The following is a 19,824-nucleotide window of genomic DNA, read 5'->3' on the forward strand; positions in this document are numbered from 1 at the left end:
GGTATTTTTGTATGACAATCGATTGGAGAAAAGAAGTCGAAGCTCGTCGCGAAGACTTAATGAAAGATTTATTTACGCTACTAAGTATTCCTAGTGTTAGAGAAGATGATTTAGCGACAGAAGATGCACCAGTTGGTCCTGGACCAAAAGCAGCGTTATTAAAATTTTTAGAATTAGGAGAACGTGATGGTTTCTTGACTAAAAATGTTGATAACATTGCAGGTCACATTGAATTTGGTGAAGGCGATGAAACATTAGGGGTATTTGGTCACGTTGATGTGGTACCAGTTGGACCAGGTTGGGATACAGATCCCTTTGAACCAGTAGAAAAAGATGGACGTATTTATGCGCGTGGTGCTAGTGATGATAAAGGGCCTACAATGGCTGCTTACTATGCCTTAAAAATTATCAAAGAGTTAGGATTACCAGTTTCCAAAAAAACACGTGTCATTATTGGAACAGATGAGGAAAGTGAATGGAAATGTATGGACCACTACTTAGAAGTGGAAGAGACACCAGATTTTGGTTTCTCACCAGATGCAGAATTTCCTATCATCAATGGTGAAAAAGGAAATACAACCATTTTAATTGAGTATCCTGGTAAAAATGAAGGGAACTTAACATTAGTTAAATTTGATTCAGGTATGCGTGATAACATGGTACCAGAAATAGCAACTGCTGTTGTTGAGATTTCAGGTGATATTAATGCATTTGAAAAAGAATTTGAAGAATATTTAACAACTGCACCTGTAACAGGTGATATTGAAGTGGTTGGTTCAACTGCAACATTGACTGTTCATGGTAAAGCAGCTCATGGAGCAATGCCAAGTAAAGGAATTAATGCCGGAACTTATTTAGCAAACTTCTTAAGCTTCTATGATTTTTCAGGTTCAGCAAAAGATTACCTAACAACGATTGCAGATTATGTCCATACTGATACTGAAGGTAAAAACTTTGGTGTGAATCATGTTGATGATGTTATGGGAGATTTAACAATGAATGCTGGTGTGTTCAAATTTGATTCTTCAAGAGATGACAACATAATCACATTGAACTTCCGTTATCCTAAAGGGTTAACTGAAGAGATGATTTTTGATCGCATTTCTGAAAAAACAGCCAATACATCAGCTAAAGTGATTCAAAAACCTGGTGGAAAAGGTCCTCACTATGTATCACCAGAAGATCCATTGGTGAAAACTTTATTAGATGTTTACGAAGACCATACTGCTCTTAAAGGTCATGAACAAGTTATCGGTGGTGGAACATTTGGTCGTTTATTAGAACGTGGCGTTGCTTATGGCGCCATGTTCCCAGATAGTATCGATACAATGCACCAAAAAAATGAATTTATTTCAGTTGATGATTTAATTAATGCAACAGTGATTTACGCTGATGCGATTTATCGTTTAATTAAATAATAAATAAAATCCCATCAGTTCATGATTGAACTGATGGGATTTTATTTTAATGAAAGAAGCATGTGCTTTTTTTTTTCGAGTTCAATAGATTTTGCTGTATAGTTTGTAAAATAAGAATCGGATCCAAGATTAATAGCCTTATTAATATCTGCCATACTATTTAGCGTCCAAAAGTTAGCTTGTTTATGTAGAATATCAAGAATATAGTAATAATTATTTTTTCTTTTTTATAAATAACTTTTTTAGAGAAACTATAACATAAAAAAGAGTCCCTTAATGAAAGGACTCTTTTAGTATTGATTCATTAATCAGCTCTTAAGGCAATAGCAGCATCTTTTTTCGCTGCGATTTTTGCTGGGATATGCCCACCAAGCATGGTTAAAATGGTTGAAATAATGATTAAAATCAACGCATGTTTTGGATTTAATTGTGCCACATTTTTTAAGTCAGTTAATTTATATAATAAATTATTGATAGGGAACGTAGAAGCATAAGCAATGAGAACACCTAGTGAACCAGAGGCGATACCTAAAATACAGGTTTCAGCATCAAATACACGCGTGATATCTTTTTTTCTAGCCCCTAAAGCCTTTAAGACACCAATTTCTTTTGTTCTCTCAAGAACAGATGTATAAGTGATGATACCAATCATAATCATACTAGTAACAAGGGAAATTCCCGCAAAGGCAATTAAAACGTAAGTGATCGCATCCATCAAACCACCAGTTAGTTGTGTCATAGTTCCAGCTAAATCAGTGTATAAAATCCGGTCTTCTTTATCTTTACCTTTATTGTATTTATCTAGATACGCTAAAATTTGTTCTTTGTCACTAAAGTTATTTGGATAAATTAAAATACTAGATGGAATATTAGTACCACCAAGATAAGCAAGTAGATTATCTTTAGCTTGAGCATCAAGAGATTCATTATTCATCACGTTTTTGTTACTATCTCGTTGTGCTTTGACAATGTCTGATTGCTCATTTTCATCTACAATTTTAGCTGTTAGTTCATTACTATAGGCAAATCCTGGTGAGAGTAAATTCATACTAGAGGAAGATTTAACACGTAAAATTCCGCTTACGTGAATAGTAGTGTTACTAGTATTGTCGTACATTTTTTGATAATCAGTATTTGGAATAAAATTACCAGTCGGAATTTTTTGATAATATGTATTGTTAGAAATTAATTTAAATTCTTTTCCAACAATGTCACCAAATGGGAGTGGTTCATTTTCTTTAACATTTAATCCAATATTTTTCAAAGCATTGATATTGGTTGCATTTTGTCTATCAACAATTAATACAATATCTGTTGCAGAGGTTGGATATTCTCCTGCAATAACATTATAATTTTCTTTTAAAAAGTCTTTAGAGTCATTGTTAAGTTTGGTTGGAAAAGATGAAATCCCTATACCTGTCATTGAGGACATAGCAGATTCCATAGAACCACCACTGTTTGGTGTGGTGTTAGAAAAGCTGATAGGTTTAATGTCTCCATTAACGTCACCTAAAATATTCATGGCAACGGTTCTAGAATAACCTATATTATTTGTTAGTGATGGATTAATCTTTTTAATATAATCAATATACTTTTGATCTATATGGTTAATATGTTGCGCTTTATCTTGTTCACTTTGTTTAGGAGTAATCTCTTTTTTATTAGAATAAGAGCCTTTATCACTACCTAAAGCATTTTTTTGATTGATAGTTTGATCGGTTGTAATTTGTGAAATGGTAATAGGAAATTTGGCCAGTGTTTCTGTTTGCGTTTTATCAATTTGCTTTTGAAATCCATTAGATAGGGACAAAACAATTCCAATACTAATGATTCCAATACTTGAAGCAAAAGCAGTTAGTAATGTTCTCCCCTTTTTTGTACGTAAGTTATTAAAGGATAATTTTAACGCAGTGAAAAAATTCATTTTAGTTCGTTTTAGTTTAAATTTAGTATCATATATTTCTTCAGTATAGGGATTTGAATCATTTTTTATTTTTCCATCAGAAAACTCGATAATACGATCAGCATAGTCATAAGCAAGTTCAGGATTATGTGTGACCATGATGACTAATTTTTCTTTAGAAAGTTCCTTGATAAGCTTCATGATTTGTAAACTAGTTTCTGTATCTAACGCTCCTGTTGGCTCATCACATAGTAAAATATCTGGATTGTTTGCAAGCGCTCGAGCAATCGCGACACGTTGCATTTGTCCACCTGATAATTGATTGGGTTTTTTATGCATATGACCAGAAAGCCCCACTCTTTCTAAGGCAGCTGTTGCATGTTTTCTTTTTTCTTCTTTTGATACACCACTAAGAGTCATCCCCAATTCGACATTTTCGATAATTCCTAAATGACTGATTAAATTATAGCTTTGGAAGACAAAGCCTATTGAATTATTTCGATAAGCATCCCAATCACTATCTTTAAAATCTTTTGTAGATTTCCCATCAATAATCATATCTCCAGAATTATAATTATCTAAACCACCAATAACATTAAGTAATGTTGTCTTACCAGAACCACTTGCTCCTAAGATAGCGACAAATTCTTGTCGTCTAAATGATACTGATACACCATCAAGGGCTTTAGTAGTTGTTCCACCTACATTATAGTATTTTTTTATATTTTTTAACTCAAGCATGTGGATCTCCTCTTTTCTTTCAACATGTTATTCACATTTTTTGTGGATAAGCGTGGACAACTTTTTAATAGACAGATTTATTATAGATATAGGTTGATAATATAGACTTTAATATTTAGATAAATTAAGCGAAAATAGTTGTTCGTGTGTAAAGATAATATAAGACCTGTGGATAAACCTGTGGATAATGTGTATAAGTTTATAAAATACTGAAAAAATAGTCTTTTTAATGTGAAAAACTTTTCTGTGGATAATTAAAACTATCCACAGTATGTTTTTTGTTCGCCAATGAAAATTACTTTACAGAAATAAATGAACTAATCAAAATTAATAAAATGAAATTGGACAAGCTTTAAAAGTAAAGTCATATTTAAAGGGTGTTATAGTAGACCAGCTATGGCCGGATCCCCCAAAAATAAACCCACAATCACATTCTTAGCGAGCTACCGCTTTTCCAATCTCTGGGATAGTAAATGTTTCTCACATCATTTTTTCTCCTTTTCGTTCTTAATATATAAAAGCAAATAGGTCTATTTTTATCTGATAAAACACACAGTGTATATAAAATGATGCTATTCAATGACTAATTAGTAGTTAAAAGGCAGTAACTATCCACCTATTAAAACGGATAGCTTTTTAAAAGCGCTAGAAGGACTCATTACTCGTATACTCTCTCGACCAAAAACTTCTATTTTCATATTTATATTTCAAATTTCTATGTTGCTTATGAATTAGCACAGTACTTAGACTTTATCGTCATTAGACATAAAGAAACTCCTTTTGATTCTTTTATAGCGGTCGGTAGCCACTATTTAGTATATCGAAAGGAGGTTTCTTTATGCTAAAGCTATTTCCTCCACGCGGAGTACGAGTGTTTTTTTGTTGAACACTACTTCTTGTTCAACTGACTGAAGTCACTAATAAAAAAGATGAATCTCGTTTATAAGATTCATCAATATATTATGTTATATATTTTTTTATTTTTTGTCTTCATGTTTTTTAAATTTATCTTTCACGTCATCAACAACTTCTTCTGTTTTTTCTTTAATTTCAGAGGATACTTCTTTTACTTTGCCTTCAGCTTGTTTTAAAAGACCTTTATTTTTTAACTTGTCATTATTTGTAATGTCACCTGTAGTTTCTTCAACTTTACCTACCGCTTTGTCAACTTTACCTGTATCAGTCATATTAAATTCCTCCTATTTCTATTGATGTATCTTAAGTATATATCAAAACACTTAAAAAATTCAAATGAAAGGCTTTCATTTGAATTTTTTATTATATTAAAAGATGTTAAAAAAAACAGATATTTCATAGTACGTGGCTGTCATAATTAAATAGTATTAAAAAAGAATTACTAAAATAGAGCTGTTGTTTATGATGAGGATTGGTTTTGTTAGCAGTACATGTATAGGGAAAAAGGTAGACGAATTTGTGGAAGAACAGTGTTAGTCAACAATAATAAAAATAATGATATGATAGTTGGTGTTGGTTTATCATATATAGAGACGACAGAAAACAATTTACGACTAATGGTAAAAAAGTATCCAGTGTTTTTGTTAGCCTTAATTGAAGAGATACTTAAAATGTATTTATTAATTGATAGATTGTCCTTGGTTATGGAAATCTTTTAAAGTCTATCAGGAGAAACTTTCTCTGAGAATCCAGAGACATTAAATTCTCTAAGATGAAAATACATTGACATTTTGGATTTATCAGTAAATCAAGAAAACAAACAAGTAGAATATCTGATGAATAGTTTCTAAAGTATCTCAAAATAGAAAAAATAAATAAAGAGAATGGAAACAGGAAACAGTATACAAAAAGTATTAAAAGCATATAAGGAAATATTAACGGATTACTATAAACAATTAGAGAAATCATTGAAATAAAAAGTTAAAATTAAATGTGAAAACCACCTAATTTTATATTTTTGTTTGACTAGTGACACTTTGTCACTTATCATAGTTTTATAATGACAAAGTGTCACCGGTCAAACAATTTACGAGAGGGGAAATATAATGAGTAAAGAGTTGATTTTAGCTAGTATAGCTATGATTATTGCTTTAATATCTTACAGTATAGGAGTATTTGGTGAAAGAAGAACTGGGACTATCCAATTAAAACATATTTTATTTTTTGTTGGAGGGCTTATATTTGACTCGACAGGAACAGCTTTGATGAATCAAATTGCTTCTGAAAATGCAGAATCAACTTTTGGTTTACACCAAATTACTGGTGGTGCGGCACTTGTTTTGATGGGCTTTCATTTAATTTGGGCAATTGCTGTGTATAAAAAAGGTTCTGAAAAAGCAAAGAAACAGTTTCATAAGTTTAGTTTAGGTGTTTGGAGTCTATGGGTTATCTCATTTATTTTAGGTATGTTTGTAGGTATGGGGATTATATAAATAAAAGTTATTAAAAAAGATTCTGACTCAAAAGTAATTTTTTAAATGAAAATGACTAAACAAACAAAAGAAGTAATCCCATGAAGTCAGTTTTTAATAAACTGACTTCATGGGATTGCTTTTTGGTAAGGTTTTTGGCTCAGCCTCTTTTAATGTATGTATCTATCTTACATTAATTGAACGACGTCTAATAATAATAGCAGACGAACCTAAAAGACCTAAGCCGATTAAAGATGTAGTCATTTTTGACGTTGTTTCACTCGTTTGTGGTAATTCAGAAGCTTTCGATAAAGTAGTCGTAGCTGTTGGAACCACAATTGTTTGGATTGCTTCAGAAATTATAGGTTTGTTGACAATAGATGATACCAATTCATTTTCTGGTGTGCTTGGTTTTACAATTAAATCAATACCAGGAGCAGTTGGGTCTTCCATTAGACCATTGTCAGGAGCCATCGGAGCATCTGGTTCAAAAACAAGCCCATTGTCAGGAGCCATTGGAGCATCTGGTTCAAAAACAAGCCCATTGTCAGGAGCCATTGGAGCATCTGGTTCAAAAACAAGCCCATTGTCAGGAGCCATTGGAGCATCTGGTTCAAATACTAGCCCATTGTCAGGAGCCATTGGAGCATCTGGTTCAAATACCAGACCATTGTCAGGAGCCATCGGAGCATCTGGTTCAAATACTAGCCCATTGTCAGGAGCCATTGGAGCCATTGGAGCATCTGGCTCAAATACTAGACCGTTGTCAGGAGCCATTGGAGCATCTGGCTCAAATACTAGCCCATTGTCAGGAGCCATTGGAGCATCTGGCTCAAATACTAGCCCATTGTCAGGAGCCATTGGAGCATCTGATTCAAACACTAGACCGTTGTCAGGAGCCATTGGAGCATCTGGCTCAAATACTAGCCCATTGTCAGGAGCCATTGGAGCATCTGGCTCAAATACTAGCCCATTGTCAGGAGCCATTGGAGCATCTGGTTCAAAAACAAGCCCATTGTCAGGAGCCATTGGAGCATCTGGCTCAAATACTAGACCATTATCAGGAGCCATCGGAGCATCTGGTTCAAATACTAGCCCATTGTCAGGAGCCATTGGAGCATCTGATTCAAATACTAGCCCATTGTCAGGAGCCATTGGAGCATCTGGCTCAAATACTAGCCCATTGTCAGGAGCCATTGGAGCATCTGGCTCAAATACTAGACCATTATCAGGAGCCATCGGAGCATCTGGTTCAAATACTAGCCCATTGTCAGGAGCCATTGGAGCATCTGGCTCAAATACTAGCCCATTGTCAGGAGCCATTGGAGCATCTGATTCAAACACTAGCCCGTTGTCAGGAGCCATTGGAGCATCTGGCTCAAATACTAGCCCATTGTCAGGAGCCATTGGAGCATCTGGCTCAAATACTAGCCCATTGTCAGGAGCCATTGGAGCATCTGGTTCAAAAACAAGCCCATTGTCAGGAGCCATTGGAGCATCTGGCTCAAATACTAGACCATTATCAGGAGCCATCGGAGCATCTGGTTCAAATACTAGCCCATTGTCAGGAGCCATTGGAGCATCTGATTCAAATACTAGCCCATTGTCAGGAGCCATTGGAGCATCTGGCTCAAATACTAGCCCATTGTCAGGAGCCATTGGAGCATCTGGTTCAAATACCAGACCATTGTCAGGAGCCATCGGAGCATCTGGTTCAAATACTAGCCCATTGTCAGGAGCCATTGGAGCATCTGGCTCAAATACTAGCCCATTGTCAGGAGCCATTGGAGCATCTGATTCAAACACTAGCCCGTTGTCAGGAGCCATCGGAGCATCTGATTCAAACACTAAAGAATTATCATAAGTTTCGTCGTTAGACACGTCTCCTCCATTAGTTTCTTCTGCACTAACAGTGGTTGTTAAACTAATCATACTAATGCTCAATGCACTTAATAAAGCGGTTTTTTTGAACGATTTTGCAGCTTTTTTTTGTTGCATCATTTTTTTGTAATCTTGTCTTTTCATTTACTATATCTCCCTCTTTTTTTTAAATAATAATACTACGTTCGGCAAACGTATGTTACAAAAAAAGTATAAGATAAAATAAGACATATTTCAACACTTTTTGTACTTAATTATTTAAAAATATTATATAAATATACACTTCATTGGATTTCATGTAATTTTCATAAAAATATATTCATGTAGGCAAAAAAATACCCATTAATAAATTAATGGGTATACTACGGGGTATAAGGTATTAAATGTTTAGAAGTATCCGCGATTGGTAAAATAAAGGTAAGTTCATAATGCGTTTCATTAATAAAAAAAGTCAACAGATAAATGAAAAAATGTAACATGCTTTGTGATCATCCTCTGTTGTGGGAAGAGAGAATGTGTTAAATAATTATTTAACTATCTATATCTTAATATCCAATCCTTAATTTAACCTTAAAAAAGTAAGATGAAAAACAGCTTATCATGATATTATTTTTTCTTTTTTTCTTCAATAACTTGAGTAGTGTTAGGTAAAATAATGTTAAATCCATCATGATCTAGTGAGTTAATTCTTTCTTTAATGAAATCTTTCTCTACGACAAATTCTTTTTCTAATGTGGTAGTGTCATTCAAAATAACTGGTTCAGCGGGCATCGATTTATTTGACATAAGTATCCCTCTTTTCTTTTTATTACGTCTATTATATCATTAAAACTAGATTAAATATATTTAGAGACATGTTGAGAAAAGGGATATGATTTAGCTAGATTAAATGAACGTGGTATGATAAAAATACAAATATATGAAAGAAAAAGGGGAGAACAATCATGCAAAAGAATCAAAAAATCGAGTGGTTACAAGACATTGTTAAGATGGAAACAATCAATGGTAACGAAAAAATTGTGGCAAAATATATTCAAAATAAATTAAAGCAAGTTAATATTTCAACTGAGTTGATTCAATATGCTGATAATCGTAGTAATTTAGTGGCAACGATTAAAAAAGGAAATAGTGATAAAGTTCTAGGATTAACTGGTCATATGGATGTCGTGGACCCTGGGGATACGAGTGATTGGAAGTATCCACCTTTTTCTGCAATTATAGAAGGTAATAAACTTTATGGTCGTGGTTCAACGGATATGAAAAGTGGTCTTATGGCAATGGTTATAGCAATGATTGAGCTTCAAGAAGAACAAAAAGAATTCAATGGAATGATTAAATTATTAGCAACCGTTGGAGAAGAAGTGGGCGAGTTAGGAGCTGAACAATTAACTAATCTAGGATATGTTGATGATTTGGATGGTTTGATTGTAGGTGAGCCAAGTAATTATAATCTAGTCTATACTCATATGGGTTCAATTAATTACACAGTGACATCAGAAGGCAAAGAAGCACACAGTTCTATGCCACAAGAAGGATATAACGCATTAAACCATTTGATTGATTTTTCGTACCACATCAATCAAAAAATGGATGAAATTTCAAGTAACTATGTAAATGAAGAATTAGGTTCAACGATTCATAATATTACGATTATGAATGGTGGGAAACAGGTCAATAGTATTCCAAATTTTGCATCACTGCAAGGAAATATACGTAGTATTCCAGAATTTTCTAACGATGATATTATTAAAGTATTACAAGATACTGTGGATGAACTAAATAAAAATCAACCATACAAGTTAAATCTCACTATTGATTACAATAAATTATCTGTTAAAGCAAACAAACAGTCTGAATTAATTGAGGTAATTCAACAACAATTTGATGAACCATTACCACTTATTGGGATTGGTGCGACGACTGATACGGCAGAATTTATTAAATCATCTAATTCATTTGATTTTGTTGTCTTTGGCCCTGGTGAATCAACATTACCACACCAAGTCAATGAGTATGTTGACATGGATAATTATTTAGATATGATTGATAAATACAAACAAATTATGTTAACTTATTTAAATTAAAAAGGCAGTTATTTATGCAAGATATTCAAGTCGTTATAGAAGATAGTAAGTTTGATATGAGAGCGTGTGGTGTTTCAACAGATTATCTTTGTCTTTAAGGTTTTTTCGACAGAGGAGATAAGTGATATAAAAGGTGATATCGAAGTTAGGTGGACACCTAAAGAAAGATTGAATGAATTAAAACCTAGCCCATTAAATGATATTATCCAACAACTGGTTACGACTATTAAGAATATGATTAATAAAGAAGATTAAAATAGCTACTCAAGTATTCATGAATACTTGAGTAGCTATTTTTTATTTGTGTTCACGGATTAAACGTTTTTCAGCTTTTTCTTCTTTTTTCTCCGTTACTTTTTCACGATTTTTATCGATATCAGCTTCGAAGATTTCTTTCGCTTTTTCTTGTTCAAATGAACGGCGATTTTGTTTGGCTCCATCTCGTTCTGTTCTCATGGGTTTACCTTCTTTCATCATGTTAAATTGATGGCATTTATTCAATGCTTATAAGGTAATCTTACACGTAGTTAAAGAAAAAATAATGAATTAACTGTGCTGTTTTCTTTATGTATGAAGCGAAAACAATATTATTATCTAAATGAATAGTATGATACGTGATGTCTGTCATGGAAGTATCTAATTCTTTCGCTGTGATAGCAAGTCCTTCACCTATTTGAGCATAGGCGATTTGTTTAGTGACATCATAACCAGACCAGTAGCGTGTATAATCTGTGATACTCATTTCAGCTTTTTTGTGTTCTAAACTTCGTGGCACAATGATCGGTCTAAAAATACTATACAGTCTATTGATTCCTTCATTTGTATCAAAATCATCTAACCTATTTTTTAGATAAAAACTTCTGATAAAGCGAGAAGGAGAAGTATAATCTTCAGGTAAACCAAATAATCCATAACCTGTATCATGTTCATTCATACCATCATATATGACCGTTGTATACTTTGTCATAGTGCCTAAGACTATTTAATTACTAAGCCAAAGAGAAACTTGGCTAGCTATATTGATGTTTTTTGGACCAGTTGTTAGTGTAATGTCTAAATCTAATCCAGGGTCTTCACCAAACATTGAAATATCTAAATCCATTGTGTGCCCGAAAAAATATCGCCATTTTTATCATTTAACGTGATATTTGTACACATTTTGAAAACTTCTATTTTATGATTAGGTATATATTAAAATTTTTATGGAAATAATACAAATAATAACTTTTTTTTAGTTGTTCATTCAAATAATAGTAATATTTTTTTGTCTTTAAACTTACGTTTTAGATAGATTAAAAAGTGTTTTTTTAGATTATATTGTTAATTAATTTGTTGCTAAGGTGAATAGTATGATAAAGGAAATTATTTTCGTTGTCATTTTAGTATTAATCGTGATTTCTGGCTACAAAGGGTATGAATATTACACAACGATTTATAAAGGTGATGTGGCGTATGCAAAAGTTCCAGATGGTGTTCCTACTGTGGAAGATACAGGTCAGGTTATATCAGGAAGTAAATCTTATAAATATGATTTTGATTTTGTAAAAAAAGATGGAACAATACAAAAAATGGATTATGAGTTGAGTGGCAATAATGTGTCACCATTACAACCTGGTTCATACGTAAAAGTATTTATTAGTCAAACAAGGGTAATTAGTGGACCAAATGATGTGTCAAAAAGTGATATTCCAAAGAATATATTAGAAAAACTAGATAAATAAAATAAGCTAGATTGAGTTGGCTCAAGCTAGCTTATTTTCTATCCTTCTAAAATACGTTGTAAAAATTCTTTTGTACGAGCTTGTTCTGGGTGTTGGAATATTTTTTCCGGAGCACCTTCTTCAGCTACAAATCCTTGGTCCATAAAAATGACTCGATCAGATACTTCTTCGGCAAAAGCCATCTCATGAGTTACAATAATCATGGTTAATCCAGTACCAGTTAACTCACGCATGATTTTTAATACTTCCCCGACCATTTCAGGGTCAAGAGCTGAAGTTGGTTCATCAAACAGCATGACTTTAGGATCCATTGAGATGGCACGAGCGATTGCGACACGTTGTTTTTGCCCACCAGATAATTGACTAGGTTTCGCATGGGCGAAGTCTTTCATCCCGACTTTATCTAAATTTTCAATCGCAATACGTTCTGCTTCTTCTCGTGAGCGTTTTAATACTTTTACTTGTCCAACGATGCAGTTATTTAAGACATCGTGATTTTCAAATAGATTGAACTGTTGAAATACCATTCCAACATGAGCACGGTATTTTGGTAGGTTATAACCAGGAGCAAGGATATTGTCACCTTTGAAAAGTAATTCCCCACCCGTTGGTTCTTCTAATAAATTAATGCAACGAAGTAAAGTTGATTTACCTGAACCAGATGGCCCGATAATCGTTACAACTTCCCCATCTTTTACAGATAGATTAATGTCTTTTAAGACTTCATGATTGCCGTATTGTTTTTGTAAGTGTTTGATTTCAATTAAGTCTGTCATTATTTGTCATCCTTTCTTTCTAAAATAGCTGTTTGCATTTGATTAGCATAAGGTGCGTATTCACCAGTACCATCCATACGTTTTTCAACAAATCGTAAAATACGCGTTACAGTAAAGGTCATAACAAAGTAAATCACACAAACAACAAAGAAGGTATCAAAGAATCTAAAGTTGCTTCCAGCGACTGTTTTTGCTTGGAAGAATAATTCGGTTACTGCAATGACGTTTAATACAGACGTATCTTTGATGTTGATGACAAATTCATTCCCCATAGCAGGTAGAATATTTCTAAATACTTGTGGAATCACGACGTTGACCATTGTTTGACCGTGTGTCATTCCAATAGCAGATGCTGCTTCAAATTGTCCTTTATCAACCGAGAAGATACCACCACGAACGATTTCTGTCATGTAAGCCCCAGTATTGATTGATACAATAAATAATGCTGCTGCAAGTGGATTCATATCAATTCCAAATGCTTGAGAAGATCCGTAGTAAATCACCATTGCTTGAACGATCATTGGTGTTCCTCTAAAAATTTCGATATAAATTGAAAATAGAGTGTTTAATAATTTAAATAAGACTTTGTTTACCATGTTTTTTGGCGTGGGAATGGTTCTAAACAATCCAATACCTAACCCAATGAATGTCCCAACAATTGTTCCGATAAGCGAGATTAAAAGTGTCACCCCAGCTCCTTTTAAGAACATTTGCCAGTTTTCTTTGACAATTTTGACAACCCAGTTTTCATTTGACTGTGAGTCGGGTTGTTCACTAATGGCAATATCCATAAAATTGTCTCGTTCTGTTTGAGTGATACCGGCTAAAATGTCATTAATTTTTGTAATATCTTGGCTACCTTTTTTTACACCGATAGAAACAGATGTATCATCGCGATTTGTTTTAAAGCCTTGGCCATCTTTGAAATCAATCATTTTAAAGTTTGGATTCACTTTTTGAGCTGTGATTCCCTCAGGTTTTTCTGAAACATACGCATCAATTTTTCCGGATTGGAGTGCCACACGCATAGCAGAAAAATCATCCATAGCAGTTTGTTTTGAGACACCTTCTATTTGATCAATCACAGAGTAATGAAATGTATTTAATTGAGCAGTGACTTTTGCTCCTTCAAAATCTTTTAGACTTTTTGCATTAGCATATTTTCCATCTTTCGCAACAACTAGGACGAGGTTTGAATGATAGTAGTCGTTAGTAAAATCAATGGTTTTTTTTCGTTCTTCAGTGGGAGACATTCCAGCAATAATAGCATCCACTTTTCCAGAAGTTAACGCAGGCGCTAATCCATCCCATGATGTTTTATAAATAACCAGTTCTTTTCCTAAACCTTCAGCGACGCGTTTGGCAATCATGACATCATAACCATTGGCATACTCGCTTCCGCCTTGAATTTTGACCGCTCCATCGGCATTATTTTGTTGTGTCCAGTTGAATGGGGGGTATCCAGCTTCCATTCCTACGACAAATTTATCCTCACTTGCTTCAACTTTTGGTGTTAGCATGATAAAACTAATAAATAGAAATAATAGTGCAATTAAGACATGATTGGTAGATCGATTGTTTGTTTGCATGATAATTCTCCTTTTGTTTTAGATAAATAAAAAAAAGCAACCTCGTAAATAGAGGTTGCTTTTGATGAAGTCAGATTAACAAAGTGTTATCCAATCATAGCGCATCTTAGTATTAACTAAGACAGTCCTATAGTTATTCACTATAGCCCCAACATGATAAGCGAGGAACTTTATCACATTTCGGCAATCTTCCCTGTGCATTAGTGTCAACGTATTCCTCTACTCGACTAATGTTATTGATAGATTGCAACCTCTAGATTTATATTATTCGGTTATTTTTTCTTAATATGTCTAACACTATATCATACCTTTTTCAAAATGTCATGACTTTTCACGAAAATTTTATTTGACCAAGTCACGTTAATTCGTTATTTTTAAACAAGTAAGTGTGAAAGTAAATATAAGGGAGACGAAAAGTATGTGGTTTATGTCAGCATTGGTGGCTGTCTTTTCATGGGGGACAGCTGATTTGTTTTATAAGTTAGGAAATAATGAAAAAGACAAGTATAGTGCACAAAAAACAGTGGTCATTGTGGGATTGGTGATGGGGCTTCATGCCTTTTTATACTATTATTTATATTTAGATGTGGGATTTGAATGGAAAAATATGTTGATTTATTTACCAGTATCGTCAATGTATATCTTATCAATGGCAATAGGGTATGTAGGACTTCGTTATATAGAGCTGAGTGTGTCTTCACCCATCAGTAACTCTTCAGGAGCGGTGTCAGCTTTATTAATGTTTCTGATACTAGGAGCGAAAATGGTGTGGATTCAATTTATTGCTGTGGCAGTTATTTCAGTCGCTATTTTTATGTTGTCGGTGTATGAAAAACAAGAAGCCGATTATGAATTAAAAATATCAGGGGATGTAGTTGATAAAAAATACCGAAAAAGTGCGTTGGCCATTATTTTTCCGATACTTTACTGTGTGATTGATGGACTAGGAACATTTTTAGATGGGTATTATTTGGATTATGCAGAGATTTTACCAGAAAACCAAGCAAATATGAGTTATGAGTTTACTTTTTTAATCGTCGGGTTACTAATGTGGGGTTATCTACGAGCGATTAAAGGAGAAAAAATGGATGTATTTCATGAAAAATATAAGGGGTTTGCGGCACTTTTTGAAACCTTGGGACAATTTTTCTATATTGGAGCAATCGCAAGCAATTCTATTGTCGTCGCACCGATGATTGCATCATATAGTATCGTATCAGTGTTATGGTCGCGAATTTTCTTAAAAGAGAAGTTAACAAAGAAACAATACGTTATGATTTTTGCGATTATCATTTCTGTAGTTATATTAGGCTTTTTTGACGAATAATGTCATAATAAAGCAAAGGAGTGATTGATGTGGAAGAACAAGCAATAGAGATATTAAAGCAGGCGGAAAATATCGTGTTTATGACAGGTGCCGGTGTCTCAACAGCATCGGGTATTCCTGATTATCGCTCTATGACAGGGGTATATCATGGAGTGGATAATCCAGAATATTTGCTGAGTCATACTTGTTTAAAACGCGAGCCTGACGTTTTTTATCAATTTGTCCAACAATTATACCATCCAGAAGCCAAACCGAATGTGATTCATGAAAAAATGGCAGAATTAAGCCAAATGAAACAAGTTGGGATTGTGACACAAAATATTGATGACTTACATATTAAAGCAGGAAGTCCAAATGTGGTGTCATTTCATGGAAGTTTGTATGATTGTTATTGTCAAACATGTGGTCAATCAGTTTCCGTTCCAGACTATATGAAGAGTATGTATCATCAAGAATGTGGTGGCATCATCCGTCCGAATGTGGTACTTTACGAAGAAGGCTTGTCTGAGTCTAATATAGAAATAGCTATTTCGTGGTTGTCTCAAGCAGAAGTGGTGTGTATTGTGGGTACAAGCTTTCAAGTATATCCTTTTAGCGGACTGATTAATTACCGTAAACCTGATAGTCAGGTGATTGTGGTAAACAAAGAACCCATTTCATTAATGATGCCTCATCTTTTAGTGCAACAAAAAGGTGAAGACTTTTTCTCTGATATATAATCTGACTCTTATACGAAATGAGGAGATAAGATGTTAAGTCAAGATAGACAACGAATTGATGAAATTGATGAACAAATCGTATCATTATTGGAAGAAAGATATGATTGTGTGTCGCACATCGCGAAGATAAAAAAAGACAATCATATTCCAGTTTTTGATACGACAAGAGAAGAAGCCGTATTAGAAAAAATTCGACAAATGGTATCAAATGAGGATTATGCTGATTCAATCGTCGAAACATTTAACCAAATCATGATGGTGTCAAAAGACTATCAAAAAAGTAAATAATAAAGGTAATCCTTCAGAAACGTTCTGGAGGATTTTTTTATAGGTATGATACAATGAACGAAACACCTGAAAGGGGATTTTACTATGAATAATCGGTTGAAGTTAGACTCTTAATGAAACAAATAAATTAGGAGGAAATATAATGATAGAGTATAGAAACGGAAGTAATATAAAACGTGAACAACTAGAATTGTTGTATGATAGTGTTGGATGGATAGCTTACACAAAAGATTTAAAAGGTTTAGAGCAAGCACTAATTAATTCGCTTTATGTGGTGAGTGCATGGCATGGAGAACAATTAGTTGGTTTAATCAGGGTCATTGGTGATGGTTACACGATTTTATATATACAAGATATTTTGATTCACCCAGATTATCAACGTCAAAAAATTGGGACAACACTAATGTCTGATGTATTAGCAACATATAAACATGTGCGCCAAAAAGTATTATTAACTGTAGATAAACCAGATGTTCGAGGGTTTTATGAGAGTTTTGGATTGGAATCGTGCGATAAAGGAAGCACAGTTGCTTTTTATAAAGAATATTAATTAAGTGATAAGTTAAAGAGAGGTGTATCTTTGACTTATTTTTTATGTTTAAAAATAATGATGAGTAATAAAGGTTAACTGAATCAATCTAAGCTCCATACTTTCTTGGAACTTAGCGTATGAGTCGTATATCAAATAAATGAACCAAGCAATGAATAATCGTGTGAAGACGTATGGTAAATATGTTTCATTTTTAATTCATTTCCATTTTTATTTATTAGACTATTTTAATATTGCGAATGATTATACTAAATTAAATAATCGTGGTATTATAAAAAATGAAGATTCTGTATAAATTTATCAATTGATGACGTGTTTTTTATTATAACATCTTGATTATACAGTATTGGTAGTTAAGTAAATAGGCTTTTTTAAACCAACGTAACGTTTATTATGATTCGTGTGGTTTTTTATTTATAATTAAAAACTATAAAATTGATAATAAATAATTTAATATAAAATAAATGGATTTAAGGTTAATTTAAGTATCACATTTTATACTATAAGTAAATTTAAGTAGTGTTCGTTCGATTAGGAGGTATGATTGTGATGAAAAAAACAGTTAAAATAACAAAAATCGTGTGGATAGGTATAACAACAGTCATGATTGTACTAGGATTGGGTTACTTTTTAAACAAAAATATGATTGATGATGAGGTTCTCGCAGCAGGAAATACTGATAGTGGTTCTTCTGATAAAACTATTGACGATTATTTTCCGAAAGAAAATTACAATGGGGTAGCTATCATGGTTGAGGGAGATAAGGTTACTTCAACAGCTGTATATGGCTATAGTGATTATGAAGCTAATAAGGTAAATAATTTGGATACTCTTTTTCCAGTTGCTTCTTTACAAAAAATGATGACGGCAACGTTGGTAGCAAAAGAAATTTCAAAAGGAAAATTAACCTATGAAACGCCTCTATCAGATTTTTATCCAGATATTAAGGGAAGTTCAGATATAACCATACGTGATTTGATTGATCAAACATCAGGTATCAAAATGGATGAAGTAGCACCAGACAAGGTATTAACAACACAAGAAGATCAAATTAATTATGTATTAGATACACTGGAAATTACTGGAGAAACAGGATTTAATTATACTAATGCTAATTATTCTTTATTAGCTGGTATTCTATCAACTGTCACAGGAGAAAGTTATGAAGAGTTATTCACGAAAGAAATCATCGAACCATTAAATTTATCTCATACATTTTTTTGGGATAATGTAGCTGAAGAGGATGTTGCAAAAGCTTATAATAGTTCATTATTGTATGGAGATTATACAGAGAGTGCTTCAGATTTTTCTCGTTCAAAAGCTTTATATTCTAGTTTGATTGGGGCTGGAAATGTCTTGATGTCTGCAAACGATTTAGTGACTTTTGTTCAGGCGTTGATCGATGGTACTTTAATAACAAAAGAAGACTTTTCTAATATGGTAAAATCGGATAATGATTATAGTGGAGCATTTTGGCAGACTGATGGATGTCTGCAAACGAACGGTAGTTTGGGAGATTATGAATCTTCAGTTTTTCTTGATAATGATGGTGAAAATATTATTATATTAATTAGTAATGGTCATGAACTAGATAGCTTATCAGATTTGGCATCAGATATTTATAAAAGTCATTTTGCTTAATTTACTGACAGAATCAAATGATTTTTTATCAAAAGAGCCTTTATAAAGGTTCTTTTTTATAAAGATATTAAATATTTAATTTTTTATAACTTGAAAAAAAATATGTAATTGTAAGACAATTATCTTATATATGTAAAAGATAGTGTTTTTATGAACAAAAGGTTATCTAGTTTTTTTGTAACAATGACTATTATTGATATTATTACAGCAGTTCCAGTATTAGGTGGTATGATTGATGTTTTTAAAGTATTAACGATATTATTGTTAAGTTTTTCTATTCATGTTTTAGAAAAACAGCCAAAAAAAGTGGAGCCATTTTAATGATTATCTCATGTGCTTTATCTTTAATAGGAGGATTAATAGTTCTTGGATCAGTAGGAAATCCATGATGATAAAAGGAGATAGTGCATATAAAACAGGAGCTGTATTGGGGTCGTTTATAGGGGGATCGATAGTAAGCTACATTTTTAGACTTCTAGCATGGATTTTAAAAATATTAGCTATCATATTCTCGTTTCAAGCTTCAAATCAATTAAAGGCAATTGAGTTACGAAAAAAGCAAAGTAAGCATAAAAAAAAGTCGAAAAAAAGAATAGATAATTTTAATCATATAAAAACTTGTGCTTTTTTTAACAATAAAAAACAAAAAACAACAAAGTTACTCATTTTAAAAAATAAAATGAGTAACTTTGTTGTTTTTTGTTTAGGTAATTATTTTAAAAACCCTTTAAAATAAAGATGATTTATGATTTTTATATTTTTTTATAAAATCACTTGTAAAAAAAGAGTAAGAGTTGTA

21 protein-coding genes and 1 riboswitch are annotated in these 19,824 nt (G+C 32.9%); of the genes, 13 read left to right on the top strand and 8 right to left on the bottom strand.

Annotation, left to right across the window (positions count from 1 at the left end):
- Nucleotides 1-11: 11 nt before the first annotated feature.
- On the top strand, nt 12-1,418 hold the full coding sequence (gene pepV, locus MN187_RS00270) for a dipeptidase PepV (RefSeq protein WP_242093963.1): 1,407 nt from the start codon (nt 12-14) through the stop codon (nt 1,416-1,418).
- Between the two features lie 304 nt (nt 1,419-1,722).
- On the opposite strand, the gene MN187_RS00275 is transcribed toward pepV, so the two are convergent.
- Nucleotides 1,723-4,062, bottom strand: coding sequence for an ABC transporter ATP-binding protein/permease (locus MN187_RS00275; protein WP_242093965.1), 2,340 nt, complete (start codon nt 4,060-4,062; stop codon nt 1,723-1,725).
- Between the two features lie 977 nt (nt 4,063-5,039).
- Nucleotides 5,040-5,249 carry a CsbD family protein gene (locus MN187_RS00280; RefSeq protein ID WP_117973848.1) on the bottom strand — a complete coding sequence of 70 codons (210 nt, stop codon included), beginning with the start codon at nt 5,247-5,249 and terminating at the stop codon, nt 5,040-5,042.
- 834 nt (nt 5,250-6,083) lie between these two features.
- On the opposite strand from MN187_RS00280, the gene MN187_RS00285 reads away from it, so the two are divergent.
- On the top strand, nt 6,084-6,470 hold the full coding sequence (locus MN187_RS00285; RefSeq protein ID WP_117973852.1) for an HsmA family protein: 387 nt from the start codon (nt 6,084-6,086) through the stop codon (nt 6,468-6,470).
- Nucleotides 6,471-6,632: 162 nt separating this feature from the next.
- Here the strand turns inward: MN187_RS00285 and MN187_RS00290 are convergent, their stop codons facing one another.
- Nucleotides 6,633-8,474: an LPXTG cell wall anchor domain-containing protein gene (locus MN187_RS00290; protein ID WP_242093967.1), complete on the bottom strand. Its 1,842-nt coding sequence runs from the start codon at nt 8,472-8,474 to the stop codon at nt 6,633-6,635.
- Nucleotides 8,475-8,936: 462 nt separating this feature from the next.
- Nucleotides 8,937-9,116, bottom strand: coding sequence for a hypothetical protein (locus MN187_RS00295; protein WP_117974145.1), 180 nt, complete (start codon nt 9,114-9,116; stop codon nt 8,937-8,939).
- 158 nt (nt 9,117-9,274) lie between these two features.
- Between MN187_RS00295 and MN187_RS00300 the strand changes: the two genes are divergently transcribed.
- The gene (locus MN187_RS00300; protein ID WP_242093970.1) at nt 9,275-10,414 is read left to right on the top strand and encodes an ArgE/DapE family deacylase; all 1,140 of its coding nucleotides are present in this window, start codon (nt 9,275-9,277) and stop codon (nt 10,412-10,414) included.
- Between the two features lie 69 nt (nt 10,415-10,483).
- Complete coding sequence (locus MN187_RS00305) at nt 10,484-10,669, top strand: hypothetical protein (RefSeq protein ID WP_242093972.1); 186 nt, start codon at nt 10,484-10,486, stop codon at nt 10,667-10,669.
- 42 nt (nt 10,670-10,711) lie between these two features.
- Here the strand turns inward: MN187_RS00305 and MN187_RS00310 are convergent, their stop codons facing one another.
- Nucleotides 10,712-10,870 carry a hypothetical protein gene (locus MN187_RS00310; protein ID WP_158559474.1) on the bottom strand — a complete coding sequence of 53 codons (159 nt, stop codon included), beginning with the start codon at nt 10,868-10,870 and terminating at the stop codon, nt 10,712-10,714.
- 61 nt (nt 10,871-10,931) lie between these two features.
- Nucleotides 10,932-11,381, bottom strand: a complete 450-nt coding sequence (locus MN187_RS00315; RefSeq protein WP_242093974.1) for a linear amide C-N hydrolase — start codon at nt 11,379-11,381, stop codon at nt 10,932-10,934.
- A gap of 382 nt (nt 11,382-11,763) precedes the next feature.
- Here MN187_RS00315 and MN187_RS00320 point away from each other — a divergent pair, with 382 nt between their 5' ends.
- Nucleotides 11,764-12,135 (top strand): YxeA family protein, encoded by a 372-nt coding sequence (locus tag MN187_RS00320; RefSeq protein ID WP_117974138.1) that lies wholly within the window; start codon nt 11,764-11,766, stop codon nt 12,133-12,135.
- Nucleotides 12,136-12,173: 38 nt separating this feature from the next.
- On the opposite strand, the gene MN187_RS00325 is transcribed toward MN187_RS00320, so the two are convergent.
- Together MN187_RS00325 and MN187_RS00330 are read right to left on the bottom strand one after the other, a co-directional pair.
- Nucleotides 12,174-12,911, bottom strand: a complete 738-nt coding sequence (locus MN187_RS00325; RefSeq protein WP_117974136.1) for an amino acid ABC transporter ATP-binding protein — start codon at nt 12,909-12,911, stop codon at nt 12,174-12,176.
- Nucleotides 12,911-14,500 (bottom strand): ABC transporter permease subunit, encoded by a 1,590-nt coding sequence (locus tag MN187_RS00330; protein WP_117974134.1) that lies wholly within the window; start codon nt 14,498-14,500, stop codon nt 12,911-12,913. Before MN187_RS00330 ends, MN187_RS00325 begins: the two co-directional genes overlap by 1 nt.
- An 89-nt stretch (nt 14,501-14,589) precedes the next feature.
- Nucleotides 14,590-14,764, bottom strand: a riboswitch (Lysine riboswitch).
- Between the two features lie 154 nt (nt 14,765-14,918).
- Here MN187_RS00330 and MN187_RS00335 point away from each other — a divergent pair.
- The 8 genes from MN187_RS00335 (at nt 14,919) to MN187_RS00370 (ending at nt 19,761) form a co-directional block, all read left to right on the top strand.
- The gene (locus MN187_RS00335; RefSeq protein ID WP_117974132.1) at nt 14,919-15,827 is read left to right on the top strand and encodes an EamA family transporter; all 909 of its coding nucleotides are present in this window, start codon (nt 14,919-14,921) and stop codon (nt 15,825-15,827) included.
- Between the two features lie 23 nt (nt 15,828-15,850).
- On the top strand, nt 15,851-16,546 hold the full coding sequence (locus MN187_RS00340; RefSeq protein WP_371821050.1) for an NAD-dependent protein deacylase: 696 nt from the start codon (nt 15,851-15,853) through the stop codon (nt 16,544-16,546).
- Nucleotides 16,547-16,576: 30 nt separating this feature from the next.
- Complete coding sequence (locus MN187_RS00345; RefSeq protein WP_241699682.1) at nt 16,577-16,834, top strand: chorismate mutase; 258 nt, start codon at nt 16,577-16,579, stop codon at nt 16,832-16,834.
- A gap of 142 nt (nt 16,835-16,976) precedes the next feature.
- Nucleotides 16,977-17,384 (top strand): GNAT family N-acetyltransferase, encoded by a 408-nt coding sequence (locus tag MN187_RS00350; protein ID WP_241699681.1) that lies wholly within the window; start codon nt 16,977-16,979, stop codon nt 17,382-17,384.
- Between the two features lie 139 nt (nt 17,385-17,523).
- Nucleotides 17,524-17,679: a hypothetical protein gene (locus MN187_RS00355; RefSeq protein ID WP_158559473.1), complete on the top strand. Its 156-nt coding sequence runs from the start codon at nt 17,524-17,526 to the stop codon at nt 17,677-17,679.
- 254 nt (nt 17,680-17,933) lie between these two features.
- Nucleotides 17,934-19,025 carry a serine hydrolase domain-containing protein gene (locus MN187_RS00360; RefSeq protein WP_158559472.1) on the top strand — a complete coding sequence of 364 codons (1,092 nt, stop codon included), beginning with the start codon at nt 17,934-17,936 and terminating at the stop codon, nt 19,023-19,025.
- A 150-nt stretch (nt 19,026-19,175) separates the two neighbouring features.
- The gene (locus MN187_RS00365) at nt 19,176-19,346 is read left to right on the top strand and encodes a hypothetical protein (RefSeq protein WP_242093976.1); all 171 of its coding nucleotides are present in this window, start codon (nt 19,176-19,178) and stop codon (nt 19,344-19,346) included.
- 67 nt (nt 19,347-19,413) lie between these two features.
- Nucleotides 19,414-19,761 (top strand): hypothetical protein, encoded by a 348-nt coding sequence (locus MN187_RS00370; RefSeq protein WP_242093979.1) that lies wholly within the window; start codon nt 19,414-19,416, stop codon nt 19,759-19,761.
- Nucleotides 19,762-19,824: the final 63 nt, after the last annotated feature.

Origin of the sequence: Vagococcus sp. CY52-2, assembly GCF_022655055.1 — a bacterium.
In the GTDB taxonomy this organism is placed as follows: domain Bacteria; phylum Bacillota; class Bacilli; order Lactobacillales; family Vagococcaceae; genus Vagococcus.